The organism is Amycolatopsis sp. NPDC021455 (assembly GCF_040640995.1).
Taxonomy (GTDB): domain Bacteria; phylum Actinomycetota; class Actinomycetes; order Mycobacteriales; family Pseudonocardiaceae; genus Amycolatopsis.
In genome coordinates this window covers 19,287-33,169 of sequence record NZ_JBFACT010000081.1, presented here as the reverse complement: position 1 = coordinate 33,169, position 13,883 = coordinate 19,287, and the positions used below count along the sequence as shown (strand labels likewise).

General features: G+C 72.8%; 16 protein-coding genes. 7 read left to right on the top strand and 9 right to left on the bottom strand.

The genetic code is table 11. The annotated features are described in order from the left end of the window. Positions 1-147 (top strand): FMN-binding protein (locus AB0G28_RS43510; protein WP_361103629.1); only part of this gene is annotated, 147 nt, incomplete at its 5' end. An 89-nt stretch (positions 148-236) separates the two neighbouring features. After that, positions 237-695 carry a hypothetical protein gene (locus AB0G28_RS43505; RefSeq protein WP_361103625.1) on the top strand — a complete coding sequence of 153 codons (459 nt, stop codon included), beginning with the start codon at positions 237-239 and terminating at the stop codon, positions 693-695. Positions 696-707: 12 nt separating this feature from the next. On the opposite strand, the gene AB0G28_RS43500 is transcribed toward AB0G28_RS43505, so the two are convergent. The 3 genes from AB0G28_RS43500 to AB0G28_RS43490 all read right to left on the bottom strand — a co-directional run bounded on the left by AB0G28_RS43500 (position 708) and on the right by AB0G28_RS43490 (position 3,814). Next, positions 708-2,804, bottom strand: a complete 2,097-nt coding sequence (locus tag AB0G28_RS43500) for a hypothetical protein (RefSeq protein ID WP_361103623.1) — start codon at positions 2,802-2,804, stop codon at positions 708-710. A gap of 73 nt (positions 2,805-2,877) precedes the next feature. Next, positions 2,878-3,141 (bottom strand): hypothetical protein, encoded by a 264-nt coding sequence (locus AB0G28_RS43495; RefSeq protein ID WP_361103621.1) that lies wholly within the window; start codon positions 3,139-3,141, stop codon positions 2,878-2,880. Positions 3,142-3,412: 271 nt separating this feature from the next. Next, positions 3,413-3,814 (bottom strand): peptidoglycan-binding domain-containing protein, encoded by a 402-nt coding sequence (locus tag AB0G28_RS43490; protein WP_361103619.1) that lies wholly within the window; start codon positions 3,812-3,814, stop codon positions 3,413-3,415. Positions 3,815-3,957: 143 nt separating this feature from the next. Here AB0G28_RS43490 and AB0G28_RS43485 point away from each other — a divergent pair, with 143 nt between their 5' ends. Next, positions 3,958-6,558 (top strand): tetratricopeptide repeat protein, encoded by a 2,601-nt coding sequence (locus AB0G28_RS43485; RefSeq protein WP_361103617.1) that lies wholly within the window; start codon positions 3,958-3,960, stop codon positions 6,556-6,558. A gap of 453 nt (positions 6,559-7,011) precedes the next feature. Here the strand turns inward: AB0G28_RS43485 and AB0G28_RS43480 are convergent, their stop codons facing one another. After that, a complete protein-coding gene (locus tag AB0G28_RS43480) occupies positions 7,012-7,164 on the bottom strand; it encodes a hypothetical protein (protein WP_361103615.1) in 153 nt (50 codons plus the stop codon). Between the two features lie 94 nt (positions 7,165-7,258). Between AB0G28_RS43480 and AB0G28_RS43475 the strand changes: the two genes are divergently transcribed. Continuing rightward, positions 7,259-7,909 carry a DUF4230 domain-containing protein gene (locus AB0G28_RS43475; RefSeq protein ID WP_361103613.1) on the top strand — a complete coding sequence of 217 codons (651 nt, stop codon included), beginning with the start codon at positions 7,259-7,261 and terminating at the stop codon, positions 7,907-7,909. An 18-nt stretch (positions 7,910-7,927) separates the two neighbouring features. Here the strand turns inward: AB0G28_RS43475 and AB0G28_RS43470 are convergent, their stop codons facing one another. Genes AB0G28_RS43470 through AB0G28_RS43455 form a run of 4 tightly spaced genes read right to left on the bottom strand, consistent with a single transcriptional unit; the run spans position 7,928 to position 9,901 of the window. After that, a complete protein-coding gene (locus tag AB0G28_RS43470) occupies positions 7,928-8,341 on the bottom strand; it encodes an ATP-binding protein (RefSeq protein WP_361103611.1) in 414 nt (137 codons plus the stop codon). 59 nt (positions 8,342-8,400) lie between these two features. Next, entirely contained in the window at positions 8,401-8,985 is a 585-nt protein-coding gene (locus AB0G28_RS43465) for a helix-turn-helix domain-containing protein (protein ID WP_361103609.1), read from the bottom strand. Beyond that, entirely contained in the window at positions 8,982-9,413 is a 432-nt protein-coding gene (locus AB0G28_RS43460) for a nuclear transport factor 2 family protein (protein ID WP_361103607.1), read from the bottom strand. Before AB0G28_RS43460 ends, AB0G28_RS43465 begins: the two co-directional genes overlap by 4 nt. Before the next feature lie 41 nt (positions 9,414-9,454). Further along, positions 9,455-9,901, bottom strand: coding sequence for a hypothetical protein (locus AB0G28_RS43455; RefSeq protein ID WP_361103606.1), 447 nt, complete (start codon positions 9,899-9,901; stop codon positions 9,455-9,457). A gap of 161 nt (positions 9,902-10,062) precedes the next feature. Between AB0G28_RS43455 and AB0G28_RS43450 the strand changes: the two genes are divergently transcribed. Next, complete coding sequence (locus AB0G28_RS43450; RefSeq protein ID WP_361103604.1) at positions 10,063-11,244, top strand: histidine kinase; 1,182 nt, start codon at positions 10,063-10,065, stop codon at positions 11,242-11,244. Between the two features lie 17 nt (positions 11,245-11,261). After that, positions 11,262-11,912: a response regulator transcription factor gene (locus tag AB0G28_RS43445; protein WP_361103602.1), complete on the top strand. Its 651-nt coding sequence runs from the start codon at positions 11,262-11,264 to the stop codon at positions 11,910-11,912. On the opposite strand, the gene AB0G28_RS43440 is transcribed toward AB0G28_RS43445, so the two are convergent. Next, on the bottom strand, positions 11,793-12,380 hold the full coding sequence (locus AB0G28_RS43440) for an RDD family protein (RefSeq protein WP_361103600.1): 588 nt from the start codon (positions 12,378-12,380) through the stop codon (positions 11,793-11,795). The genes AB0G28_RS43445 and AB0G28_RS43440 overlap by 120 nt on opposite strands. Positions 12,381-12,495: 115 nt before the next feature. Here AB0G28_RS43440 and eno point away from each other — a divergent pair, with 115 nt between their 5' ends. Further along, positions 12,496-13,779: a phosphopyruvate hydratase gene (eno, locus tag AB0G28_RS43435; protein ID WP_361103598.1), complete on the top strand. Its 1,284-nt coding sequence runs from the start codon at positions 12,496-12,498 to the stop codon at positions 13,777-13,779. The last annotated feature ends 104 nt before the right edge of the window (positions 13,780-13,883 follow it).

The window sequence follows — 13,883 nt, the reverse complement described above, 5'->3', positions numbered from 1 at the left end:
CGCATCAACTCCACCGCGGTGCCGGCGCTGAACCAGGAGACGCTGCAGGCCCAGAGCGCGCGGATCGACACGGTCAGCGGCGCCACCTACACCTCGGAGGGCTACCAGCGGTCCCTGCAGTCGGCGATCGACCAGGCCCACCGGTGACCGCCGCAGGTGCCCGGCCCGGCGCCGACGGCGGGCCGCCGAGCTCGCCGGGGGTTACCGTGGTCGAGCCAGGTCGCCTGGGAGGTGCCATGACTGCCGATCCGCGGTGGGAGCCGGTCGAGACGTTCGAGCCCGCCGGAGGTGAGCCCGGACCGCTCGACCTGGCCGACGCGGCCGGGCTCGAGGCCCGGCGGCTGCGGTCGCGGTCCGGGGAACGCGCGATCCTGGTGCCCGTCGAGCGGTTGCCCACGGCCGGGGTGTCCCCGGCGGTGCGGCAGGTGCTGTTCGTCGACCCGGTCGAGAGCGAGGTCGTCACCGGGCTGCTCGACGCCGTCGGCGAACCGGCGGAGGCAGTGCGGATCGCGGTGCCCGACGGCACGGCCCCGGCCGGTCTCACCCCCGACGTAGGCCGCGTCGAGGTCGGGGTTTCCTTCCCGCTCTACCGGATCACCGGCACCGCCCGCCCGCGGATCGCGCCGGGCCCCCGCGTCGGCGAGAGCCCGGACGTGACCGCGTCGCGGGCCAAGTGGTTCGGCACCCGGCACTGACCCCGGCCGACCTCAGTCCACCACCAGCCGCCAGATGCTGCGCCCGTAGGTGGCGGCCGTCAGCGTGCGGTCGGTTTCGTGGTAGACCAGGTCGACCACCGTGACGTTCGGCAGCGTGCCTGTCAGGTTCGCCCACGTCGCGCCTTCGTCGTCGGACACGAAGACTCCGGCGTCGCCGCAGACGTAGATCCGGTCCGGGTGGGCCGACGGCAACGCCATCGACAACACCGGTGCGTCCGGCAGGTCGCCGCGGTCGACGTCGGTCCACGTCACGCCGCCGTCCGCCGACCGGAACACGTGCCGGTTGCCGAAGTTCGCGACCGTCGCGTAGACCACCTCCGCGTTGTCCGCGCGGCTGCTCACCCGGGTGACCGTCAGGCCGGGAAGCACCGTGCTCGCCAGGTTCCCGCTCCACGTGGCACCGCCATCGGTGCTGCGGAACACGCCGCCGTTCTCGGTGCCCACGTAGATCCGCCTGCTGTCGGCCCTGGCGATGTCGATCGTGGTGATGTCGCTGCCGTCGAGCACCGCGGACACCGGCTGCCACGTGTCGCCGTCGTCGGTGGTGCGCCACACCCGCTTCGAGCCGGTGACCAGGGTCGTGGCGGTCGCGGGATCCATCGCCACGAACACCATCCACGGCTTGGCCGCGTCGGCCTCCGGTGGCGACACCCGCTTCCAGCCGTCGGCCGAGCGGTGCCGGAACACCAGCATGTGCTGCGCCGTGGTGAACAGGTGATCGGAGTCCGCGCGGTCGATCACCACCCAGCCGCCGTCGCCGCCGCTGAGCTCGAAGTACGAGCCCGCCGTGCCGTCGAGCGTGGCGAGCGTGCCGTTGTCCTGGGCGCCGCCGGCGATGAAGGCGCCGGTTTCCGCGGCCACCTCCACGTCGTAGAACATGTTCGTGGCCAGGCCGTTGCTCCGGTTCTCCCAGGTGGTCCCGCCGTCCGTGCTGACGTCCATGCCGCCGTCGTTGAGGTCGTAGACCAGGCCCGGGCGGCCGGCCGGCATCGCGAGCGCGTGGTGGTCGGCGTGCGCGTACCGCGAGGTGCCGCGGTCGTCGTCCCAGTGGGTCACCTGCTCCCAGTGCCCGCCGCCGTCGGTCGTCCGGTGCAGGTCCACGCCGCCGCACAGCACCCAGCCGGGGTTCTCGGGGTGGACGACGATCGTGTTGCCGTAGGACATCTGCCGCTCGTCCGCGAAGTGCGCCCCGCCGATGGCCTTCCAGCCGTCGCCGGCGTCGTCGCTGCGGTACACGTCGAGCACCTTGCCGCCGCTTTCGACCAGGGCGTAGACGACGTCGGGGTCGGACGGCGCGAGGGCGAGCGACGTCCGCCCGATCAGGTCCGGGTCGGGCAGGCCGCCGGCGAGGTGCTCCCAGGTGACCCCGCCGTCGCGGGACCGCCAGATCCCGGTGGGCGAGCCGTTCGCCGCGATCGTCACGAAGATCCACCCGGGTCGCCGCGGATGGAACCGCACCGCGTGGCACCAGTACCGCGCCGGCCCGACCAGCGGCTGACGCGTCCAGGTCCGGCCGCCGTCGGTGGAGACGAACAGACCACTGGCCTCGCCCCGGACGTGGCTGACGCCGCCGGCGAGCAGGTGCGCGGAGTCGAACGGGTCCACGGCCAGCGCGCCGATCCGCCGCGGCAGGCCGGTGGTGTCCGCGGGAGCGAACAGCTCCCAGGTGTCCCCCGCGTCGAGCGACCGCAGCACCCCGACACCGGCGTGCGAGTCGGCCGACAGGTTCGCTTCGCCGGTGCCGCAGTACAGGACGTCGGGGTTCCCCGGGTCGACGGCGAGTGAGCCGACGTTCAGCGACGGCTCGCTGTGCCACCGAGGCTCCCAGCTCGTGCCACCGTCGGAACTGCGCCAGACACCGCCGCCGGCCGCGCCCGCCCACAGCCGGTCCGGGTCATCCGGATGGCAGACGACGCAGGTCATCCGGCCCCCGATGTTGGACGGCCCGACCGGCGCCCACTGCTCGCCCGCGGGTGCCGGAGTGACGGCCTCCGCCCGCGCCCGCAGCAGCAACTCGACGGGTGCCTCGCGCTCCGGCCAGGCTTCGCGCGCCTGGAACCAGGCGCTCCGTGCTTTGTGCGTGGTCACCGAATCCGAGGCGGCCGACGGAAAATCACGTTTGCGCGGCCGATCCGGGTCCGCCGCGGAAATCGTCACTTTTTCACTGACCATGGCCGGACCCGCCGTTCCCGAATCGACGCGGGCCGGAATGGCGCAATCGCCACCACAGCAGGCCGGCGTCCGCGGAAGACGCCACGGTCACGGCCGCCAGTCCCACCACCAGGAGCGACTCGGCCGAGCCGTCCCCGGAGTCGGGCGCCACGCCGAAAATTTCCTCGATCCAGTCGGGCCAGGACAAGGTCAGCACCAGCACCACGGCGGAGACCGCCGCGAGAACTCCGGAAATCCACCTTCGCACCTTCATCACGGCCCCTTTCCCGGCTGGCGGTCGAACTGTAAGTCGCCTTTGGACCGGATGCCGTAACACTTCGCCTGATACAGATCGGGCGGGCCGTGCCCTGATTTCTTTTCGCGGGCGGCGTGGACTTCGGGATTTGGTGGCGGTGGCCGCGACCCGCCGGTCTCCCGGCCGCGCTACCCGTCGACCCGGGTAGCGCGGCCGGACCCCCATGACGGCCGGCCTGCCGGCGCGGCACGCGATTTCGGTCAGCGGGTGCCCTGCGGCCCCGCGGCGGTCACTGGAAGACGCTCGACGCGCCCGGGCAGGTGCTCAGCCAGCGGCCGGTGTCGGTGAAGAGGTCCGTGTCGCCCGTGTGGTGAGCGAGCTGGTGGAGGTTCTGGACGTCCTGGAACATCACGTGACCGGTGATCGGGCCGACGCGGCCGTCGACGCCGATCCCCTTCCGCCCTTGGTAGGTCTTCACGGCGCGCTCGGTGTTGCCACCGAAATCCCCGTCCTCACCGCTGGAGCCGACGCTGATCCCGTTGTAGCTGTGCACGACGTGCTGGACACACCGCACCGCCGGCCCGTTGTTCCCCCGCACGATGTCCGCGAACGCGGCCGTGGCGGAAACCGCCAGCATCCCGGCCGCGAGGACCCCGATCGTCGCACCCCGGCCGGCCTGTCTCCACTGCATGACTCTCCCCTTTCGTGTGGCACGGAAGAGTGCCGGCGCCCAGCTTCCGCTCCGGCGCGGTGCCGCCGGGCGATCCCGACCGAACCCGAACGCGAGTCATGCGTCTGCCTGCGCGAAGGACACGACTACGTGGGGAGAACCGCATGGACGAGCCGGCGAGAGACGGGCATTCCGCGGTCACGTTCACCGCACCACCCGCCCCGGGAGCGGCGACCACCCTCGACGACCTCGTCGAACGGTTGCGGTTGCTGAAGTCCTGGGCCGGTTCGCCGTCCTACGAGACCATCAAGGAGCGGGTCAACCGGGAGTGGACCGCGATGGGCCGGCCGGCGAGCGAGCTGGCGGGCAAGACCACCGTCGTGGACCTCTTCCGGCCCGGCCGGAGCCGGGTGAACACCGACCTGGTCGTGGCGGTGGTCCGGGCGCTGCACCCGGACGCGGGCTACGCGGCCCAATGGCACCAGGCACTCCGCGTCATCGGCGGGGAGAGCACGGCGGCGGCCCAGGTCCGGGTCCAGGACACGCTGCCGCGGGACATGGCCGAGTTCACCGGCCGCGCCACGGAGCTCGAGAAGCTCGGCCGGCTCCTGGACGAGCAGGACGGCGGCGCGGTGGTGATCTCCGCGATCGAAGGCATGGCCGGCGTCGGCAAGACCCTGCTCGCCGTCCACGCCGGCCACCTGCTCGGCGAACGGCAGCCGTTCGACCGGGTGCTGTTCGCCAACCTGCGCGGCTTCCACCCCGACCCCGCCCAGCCACCCGCCGCCCCGGCCGCCGTCCTCGACGGCTTCCTGCGCCTGCTCGGCGTGCCCGGGCAGCAGGTCCCGCACGACCTGGACGCCCGCCGCACGCTCTACCGCGACCTGCTCACCGGCCTCCGCGCCCTCGTCGTGCTGGACAACGCCGCGGACGCCGCCCAGGTCCGGCCGCTGATCCCCGGCTCCGCCGGCTGCGTCACGCTGGTCACCAGCCGCCGCAGCCTCGCCGGGCTGCCCGCGGCCGTGCACCTCGAAGTGGACGTGTTCGCCCCCGCCGAGGCCGTCCGGTTCCTGCGTCAGGCCGCACCCCACGTCCCGGACGGCGGCGACACCCGGGCCGCCGCCCGGATCGCCGAGCGCTGCGGCCGGCTGCCGCTGGCCCTCGGCCTCGTCGCCGGGCACATGCGCGCCAAACCCGGCTGGACGCTGACCGACCACGCCGACTGGCTCGACGAACGCCACCGGGACCGGCGCCTGGACACCGGCGTCGAACTCGCCCTGCAGCTGTCCTACCGGGACCTGCCGCCCGACCGGCAGCGGATGCTGCGGCTGCTGGCCCTGCACCCCGGCCAGGACGTGGACGCCTACGCGGCCGCGGCCCTGGCCGGCACGGACCTCGGCACCGCCGGCGCGCACCTGCGTCACCTGCGCAAGGACCACCTGCTGCAGGAGGTCACGCCCGGCCGGTACACCTTCCACGACCTGGTGCGCGTCCACGCCACCACCCGCGCCCTGGACGAAGACCGCCCGGCCGACCGCCGCGCCGCGCTCACCCGCCTCTTCGACCACTACCTCGCCGCCACCACCGCGGCCATGAACACCCTGCACCCCGCCCAGGCCCACCAGCGCCCGGCGGTCGCCCCGGCCGGCACCCCGGTCCCGCCCCTGAGCGACCCGGACGACGCCCGCGCCTGGCTGGACGCCGAACGTCCCACGCTGGTCGCCGTTTCCGCGCACACCGCCGTCCACGGCTGGCCGTCGCACACCATCCGGCTCTCCCGCGTGCTGCACCGCTACCTCCAGGGCGGCCACCACACCGACGCCGTGGCCGTGCACGGCCACGCGCATGAGGCCGCCCGCCAGACCGGCGACCCGGCCGAGCAGGCGCACGCGCTGACCGACCTCGGCGTCGCCCACTGGCGGCTGGGCCGGCACGAGCAGGCGACCGAATACCTGCGGCAGGCCATGGACCTGTTCCGGCAGACCACGGACGCGGCCGGCCAGGCCCGCACGCTCAACAGCCTCGGCATCATCGCGGACCTCTCCGGGCACTGCCAGACCGCCGTCGAGCACTACGCGCAGGCGCTGACCCTGCTCCGCCGGACCGGCGACCGGGACAGCGAAGCCCGCACTTTGACCAACCTCAGCATCGTCGAGGGACGGCTGGGCCGCCACCGGTCGGCGGCGGGCCACTGCACCCAGGCCCTGGTCCTGGCCCGGCGGATCGGCGACCGCGACAGCGAGGCCCACGCGCTGAACAACCTCGGTGACGTCGAACTCCGCTCGGGCCGCTACGCCCCGGCGGGCCGTCACCTCCGGCAGGCGCTGGCCCTCTTCCGGCAGCTCGGCAACCGCAGTGGCGAAGCCTGGACACTGGACCTGCTCGGCACGTTCCACCTCCGCCGCGGCCGGCCCGCCGAAGCCGCCGAATGCCACCAGCGGGCCCTCACGATCTTCCGCGACACCGGCGACCGGGACGGCGAAGCGTCGGCGCTCAACACCCGCGGCGAGGCCGCGAACACCACCGGCCACCCCGCCGACGCGCTCGCCCACCACACGGCCGCCCTCGCCATCGCCACCGAGATCGACGCCAGCGAACAGCAGGCCCGCGCCCACACCGGCCTCGGCCGCGCGCACCACGCCCTCGGCCGGCCGGACCAGGCGCGCGAGCACTACCGGGAGGCGCTCGCCCTCTACACCGCCCTCGGCACGCCCGAAGCCGACGAGGTCCGCGCCCTCCTCGACGCCCTCACCCCCGTCCGGTGACCTGGCCGAAGCCGGCGACCGTCCCTTGCGGACATTCGCCGCCGATGTCCTCTTCGGACGATTCCGCTGGTGCCGCGCGGCGCAGGTTGTTCGTCGCGCGGGCCGATGCGCCCCAATGAGGTTTTCTCACTGGCGGGCTGCGTGGGCCAGGCGTGGCAGGCCACTCGGCCGGCCGCGGCCCGCTCATGTCTTGAACGAGTCGTTCAGGACCTGGGGTGTCTTGAACGACTCGTTCAAGACACCCACAGCCCCGCAGCCCCGCGGGATTCACGGCTACCGCCGGCCACAGAAGCTCGCCGAGTGCAGGTAGCCGCGCGAGGCAACCCGCATCACCACACCAGACATCGACGCTACTGAAACAACCCCAATGTGGCGTTCGGTGCGTCCAACGCACCCAACGCCACATTGGGGCGCTTGAGCCGAGCGGCTGTCAACGAACCTCGGACGATTCCGTTACGCCGTCCGGCCCAGGGTCCAAGCCGCCGCCGGCCGCGGTTCGGCGGGCACGCCGAGCTTGGTGCCCTTGCGGTAGCCGCCGAAGATCAGGGCGAGCACCAGGATGGCGAGGAGGATGAGCAGGACCCACAGCCACAGGGACTTGCGCACGACGTCTCCCGTTGTCACAGCCGGTCACGCGGACCGGAGCACCGTACCGCCGCCCGTCGGTTGACCCGGCGGCGGTGTGGGTATTCCTGCCGGTATGGGTGCTTGGGGCAAGCGGCTCGTCGCCATCGGCGTGGCAGCGGTGGTTCTGGTCGCCGCGGTACTCGTCGCATCGGCCGTTCACCTGTTACCCCAGCTGCGCAACCCGTTCGCCGAACGGGCCGAGGAGCACTCGGGTCCGGTGCTCCTGCAGTCGATCGTCGAGCTCTCGCGCTACGAGGCCGCCAGCGGCTCGTTCCAGGTGGTCGTCGACATCACGACGAGCTCGGTCCTGCCGAGCTTCCTCGTGGGCAGCGACACGCTGTTCATCGGGGTGGGCACGGACAACGCGTACGTGGACTTCTCCCGGTTGAAGGGCGACGCCGTCAAGGTTTCCGACGACCGCCAGTCGGCCACGATCACCTTGGGGCACGCCCAGCTGGAGCCGGCGACGCTGGACGTGCACGAGTCCTACGTCTATGCCCAGAAGCAGGGGCTGTTCACCCGGATCAACGACTTCCTCAACGGGAACCCCAACTCCCAGCAGGCACTCTACGAGCTGGCCCAGAAACAGATCCAGGAGGCGGCCGCGAAGAGCACGCTGGTGGCCGACGCCGAGCGGAACACCAGGACCATGTTGATCGGCCTGCTGCGCTCGCTCGGCTTCAAGAACGTCACCGTGAACTACGCCGGCAACGCCAGCGGCTGAGGACGGCTCGGGGGTCAGTCAGCCGGCTGAGTCGCAGGCCACCTCCGCCCACACCGTCTTGCCGCCGGTTTCCGGGTCGTCCCGGACGCCCCAGGCGGCGGAGAGCTTCTCCACGATCAGCATGCCGCGGCCACCGAGCGCGGTCAGCGACGGGCTCGCCACCACGGGGTGGGCCGGGGAGCCGTCGTCGACCTCGACCCGGACCAGGCACGGCCGCGGGGTGAAGCCCATCCGGATTTCCGACGGCCCCCGGCCGTGGTCGTAGGCGTTGGTGACCAGCTCGGTGACGACGATCAGCACGTCCACCAGATGAGCGTCGTCGACGCCGGCCAGCGTGCGGGACGCCCAGCGGCGGACCTGCACCAGCACCGGCGCCGAGGTGCCCCGGAGGTCCAGCGACCACGCGCTGCCGCCCTCCGTCTCGTCGGGCATGACGACATCACCCTTCCCGGGCTCCCGTCCTCCCTGCTGAAGACGTCCGCCTCCGAGCGTTACCCGGCCGATCCCGAAGCCAAACCGCCGCCGCGGTTTTCGTGCGGTTCGGGATCGGCGAGTTCGAGGATCCACGCGCTCCACGCCGTGTCGGCGCGCCGGCCGGGCAGCTCGAGCGCCCCCGAGATCGTCTGGACGAGTCCCGTCGCGAAGAACGTGCGCACCTGCAGCGCGTCGGCACCCGTCAGGCGGGCGACCGCCTCCATGAGGCCGAGGTGACGCTGCCGCACCGCCTCCCGGACGGTCTCGTCGGCCGCCGCCGCGTAGCCCTGCAGCACGACCTGCCCGACGGTCCGGTCACGCCGCAGGAGCCGCACGTAAGCGGTGCCGAGGGCCACCAGCGTCGGCTCGGCGCCGTCGAACGCGGCTTCGATCCGGTCGTAGGCCGCGTGGACGACTTCGAGGAACAGCTTCTGCTTGGTGCCGAACATCTGCACGATGCGCGGGTGCGAGATCCCGGCCCGGCCGGCGATGGCCTCCAGGCGCGTGCCCGCCAGCCCGTTCGCCGCGAACTCCGCGTCGGCCGCTTCGATGATCCCCGCCCGGCGGGCCGCGGCGGGCAGCCGAGCGCGGCCACCGGTCATCCTTCGCGGCCCAGCTGGCTCAGGACGAACTTGTTGTCGTACAGGCAGCGGTAGGCGTGGATCAGGCCGTCCTCCCCCAGTTCCAGCCGGTCGTCACCGTGGAACTCGACGCGGGCGCCCGTCTTGGCGAACGTGCCGGTGAAGCGCCAGGCGACCAGCACGGCCCGCCGCGTCACCTCGGCGTAGCGCCCCACTCCCGTGAACGAATAGTCCGGATAAGCGCGTGCCATGCGGGTCACGAACTCCCGGATGGAGTCCGGGCCGTGCGCCGTGTGCCCGAGGGCGGGCTCGTCGTAGACGAGGTCTTCCGCGCACAGCGCGGCGACCGCGTCGGCGTCGTGGGCGTTCCATGCCTGTTCCCACCGGTCGCAGAACGCTTCGACCGCGCCCAGGTCGGCCGCGGCCACGTCAGTCTCGAACGTCGTCATGATGCTAACTTACAAGTAAGTAAGCTCCAGGGCAACGCCGCTCAGTGGTCCGGCCGCCGGTTCACCACCCGCAGGATGAGCCATTGGTCGAACCAGGCGCCCGCGGTCGTCACGACGAGCATCACCAGGCCGATGACCAGGTGGGTGTAGCTGTGCAGCGGCGCGGCTTCGTCGGTCAGCTTCGCGAGCCCCCACTGCAGCCCGAGCCGCAGCGTGAAGAGCACGGCGACCAGCACGAGCGCCTGCTTGCTGCGCCACACCGCGCGCAGGTACCGCCGCCGCCGGGACAGCAGCGTGAACCACAGCGTCAGGTGCACTGCCAGGAGCACGAGCGGCAGCAGCGCGACCCAGCCGTAGCGGTCGCTGAACTGCCGGCTGAGGTCGTTGCTCGCCACCAGCAGCCCGACGAGCACGAAGTACCAGCCCGGCAGGCCCTCGATCCTGCCTCCGGCGGGCCGCGTGCCCGCCGTGAAGTCGGTCTCCCCCATCAGCACCCCTCACTCCGGTCGTCCATCGGTCAGAGTCTTCCGGGGACGACCGCGCCCGCGATCGGCCGGTGGGACGAGATTCCCGCCGCGGCCTCCTACCCGGGTAGGAGTTTCGCGCCAGGTGCGGGGCGCGAAGGGGCGCGGTGCGGCACGATCGGCGGGTGACCTTCGCCGGCCAGTCGCGGATCCCGTGGACCGGCCGCCGTGGCCCGCTCGTGGCCGAGGCGGTCGTCCTCGGCGCGCTCGTGGTGCTCGACATGGTGCTCGCCGCCCGCGCCGGTCCGGGCCGGGGCGAGCTCACGTCCGTCGCCGTCGAGTTCGCGCCGGGCGTCGGCCCGGTCGTGGCGGTGCTGGCCGTGCTGCGCCGGCGGTTCCCCGGCCACATCGCCGGGCTGGCCACCGCCGTGTCCGGGTTGTCGCTGCTGGGCACGGCGGTCACCGCGGCACTCGCCACGACGGGCGCGCGGCTCCCACCGCAGCCTGGCGCGGCCGAAACCGTCGCGCTCGCGCTGATGGTCGGCGCCTGCTGTCACCGGCTCTCGCCGAAAGCGGCCACCGCGCAGGCGGTCCTCGGCGGCTGCGCCGCCACGCTCGCCCCGATCCTGCGGTACGGCACCGGCTCCCCCGCCGCGCTCTTCGCCGCCGGGGCCGCGGTGGCCTGGGGTGGCGCGCTGGCCGGCGGCCTGGTCCTGCGCGACGCCGAAGTCCGCCACCGCGTGGAGGTCCTCGAGCTCCGCAACGCCGAGCGGCTGCGGCTGGCCCGCGAGCTGCACGACCTCGTCGCCCACCAGATCACCGGCATCGTCGTGCGCGTCCAGGCCGCGCACCGCGTCGCCGAGCGCACCGGCGGCGACACCACGACGTTCGCCGAGCTCGAAACCGCCGGCGCGGCCGCGCTTTCCGCGATGCGCCGGCTGGTCGGCGCGCTGCGGACCGGCGAGGAAGACCTCTTCGTCCCGCCCGCCGACCTCGCCGCCGCCGTGGACCGCGCGGTGCCGGACGACGAGCGCATCCACCTCGACGTCAGCCCCGGCCTCGCCGGTCTCCCGGTCGCGCCGGAGGTCGTCACCACCGCGCACCGGCTGCTCACCGAGTCCCTCACCAACATCCGCCGGCACGCGCCCGACGCCGCCGAAGTGCGGGTCCTCGTCCACCACGAACCGCCCGGCGAGCTGCGCGTCGAAGTGGTCAACGACGGCGCCGCCCGGCCCGCCCGCCGAGGCGGCTACGGGCTGCTGGGGATGGCGGAACGGGTGGCGGCGGTGGGCGGTACGGTGCAGGCGGGTCCGGCGGAAGGCCGTCGCTGGCGCGTCGCCGCGCGGCTGCCGCTCGAACCCGGCTGAGGCGAGGGGAGACCGGGTTGCCGACGCGCGTGCTGATCGCCGACGACCAGGCGATGGTCCGCGCCGGGTTCCGGCTGATCCTCGAAGGCGAGCCGGACATCGAAGTCGTCGGCGAGGCCGCCGACGGGGACCAGGCGGTGCGCCTGGCGCGGGAGCTGCGCCCGGACGTCACGCTGATGGACATCCGAATGCCCGGCGTGGACGGGCTGCGGGCGACGGAGCTGCTGGCGGGCCCGGACGTTCCGGAACCGCTGCGCGTGGTGATGGTGACGACGTTCGGGCTCGACGAGAACGTGCACGCGGCGCTGCGGGCCGGCGCGTGCGGTTTCCTGCTCAAGGACGCCGGGCCGAACCTGCTCGTCGAGGCCGTGCACGCGGCCGCCCACGGCGAAGCGCTGGTCTCCCCCGCGATCACGACGCGGCTGCTGGCGCACTTCGCGCGGCGCGACCCCCGCCGGGCCACCGCACCGGAGAACCCGCTCACCCCGCGCGAACTCGACGTCGTGAAGGCCGTCGCCCGCGGGGAGACCAACGACGAGATCTGCCGCTCACTCGTGGTGTCGATGCCCACGGTCAAGACCCACATCGGCGCGGCCAAGCGCAAGCTGGGCGTCCGCAACCGCACCGAGATCGCCATCTGGGCCTGGGAAAGCGGCCTGGTGCGCTGAGCCGCCGGGGCCGGTCCGGCGCCCCGGGACGCGGACGACGACCGTGCGCGCCACGACGTCGCCGAAGCGCTGCCGGCGGGGAGTCGCCAGCATCACCGCGATCCCGGCCAGCCCCCAGGCGAAGCCGTCGACCAGCATCAGCAGCTGGCGGACGACGAACGCGCCGAGTGTCGGGTGCGTGCCGTCCAGGGTCACGACCCGCAGGCGCAGCCAGCGCATCGCCGGCGTCTGCCCGCCGTGCCGGTACGGCCACCACGCGTAGACGAACCACTGGCCGGCGAAGTCGAGCGCCAGCATGGTGTAGACGACGACCTCGAGGAACGTCAGGAGCGCCACGCCGTGCGGGTGGAACAGCCAGACCACCGCGATCGCGAGCAGCAGCATCGGCACGAAGACGAGCATCTCGTCCAGCATGAACTGCGCGAGGCGGCGCCCGACGACGCCCAGCCCCGGCCGGGTACCGGTCATCGCCCCATGATCTCGGGCCTGGGCGCCGGATGCACGCCGGCGGAAGGGGGTGGCCGCACCGGGCCGGGTCGGGGCAGGATGGTTCTTGACCGATTCACCTGGCTTGAGGAGCGAGATGACCGCGATTGTGCGCGTCGTGGGACGGCAGGTCCTGGACAGCCGCGGCAACCCGACCGTCGAGGTCGACGTCGAACTGGCGGACGGCTCGACCGGCCGCGCCGCCGTGCCCTCGGGCGCGTCGACCGGCACCAACGAGGCGGTCGAGCTGCGCGACGGCGACGAGACCCGCTACCACGGCAAAGGCGTGCGCAAGGCCGTCGCCGCGGTCAACGGCGAGATCGCCGACGCGGTCCGGGGCCTGGCCGCGGAGGAGCAGGACGTCGTCGACCGGACGATGATCGAGCTGGACGGCACGCCCAACAAGGCGCGGCTGGGCGCCAACGCCACCCTCGGCGTCTCGCTCGCGGTGGCCAAGGCGGCCGCCGCGGCCCACCGCCAGCCGCTGTACCGCTACGTCGGCGGGGTGTTCGCGCACGTGCTGCCGATGCCGATGATGAACATCATCAACGGCGGCGCGCACGCCGACAACGCCATCGACTTCCAGGAGTTCATGATCGCGCCGGTGGGGGCGGAGAGCTTCGAGGAGGCCGTGCGGGTGGGCTCGGAGGTGTTCCACACCCTGCGCAAGAGCCTGCACGAAGCGGGCCACAACACCAACGTCGGCGACGAGGGCGGGTTCGCGCCGAACCTGAACTCCGCCGACGAGGCGCTCGAGTTCGTGGTCGGCGCGATCGAGAAGTCCGGCTACACCCCCGGCGAGGACGTCGCGCTGCTGCTGGACCCGGCGGCTTCGGAGTTCTACGCCGACGGCGTGTACGACTACCGGGGCGAGGGCCGCAAGCGGTCGGTCGAGGAGCACGTGGAGTACCTGAGCGAGCTGGTCGGCAAGTTCCCGATCGTCTCGATCGAGGACGCGATGGCGCAGGACGACTTCGACGGCTGGAAGCAGATCACCGACGCGATCGGCGACCGCTGCCAGCTGGTCGGCGACGACGTGTTCTGCACCAACGTCGAACTGCTGCGCAAGGGCATCGACCTCGGCATCGCCAACTCGATCCTGGTCAAGGTGAACCAGATCGGCACGCTCAGCGAGACGCTGCTGACGGTGAACACGGCGCTGCGCGCGGGGTATTCGGTGGTCATGTCGCACCGCTCCGGCGAGACCGAGGACGCCACCATCGCGGATCTCGCGGTGGCGCTGAACTGCGGGCAGATCAAGACCGGTTCGCTGTCCCGTTCGGACCGCACCGCCAAGTACAACCAGCTGATCCGCATCGAGCAGGAACTGGGCGCCCAGGCGGAGTACGCCGGCGGCCGCGCGCTCAGCGGCCGCCGCTGAGCACCGGGTGCGGGGATCCGTCGGGCGACGGGTCCCCGCACCCGGTCGTTCGCTACGGTTCCGCGGCGGCTTCCGCATCGCCGGACCTGCTGGACTCCTTCCGG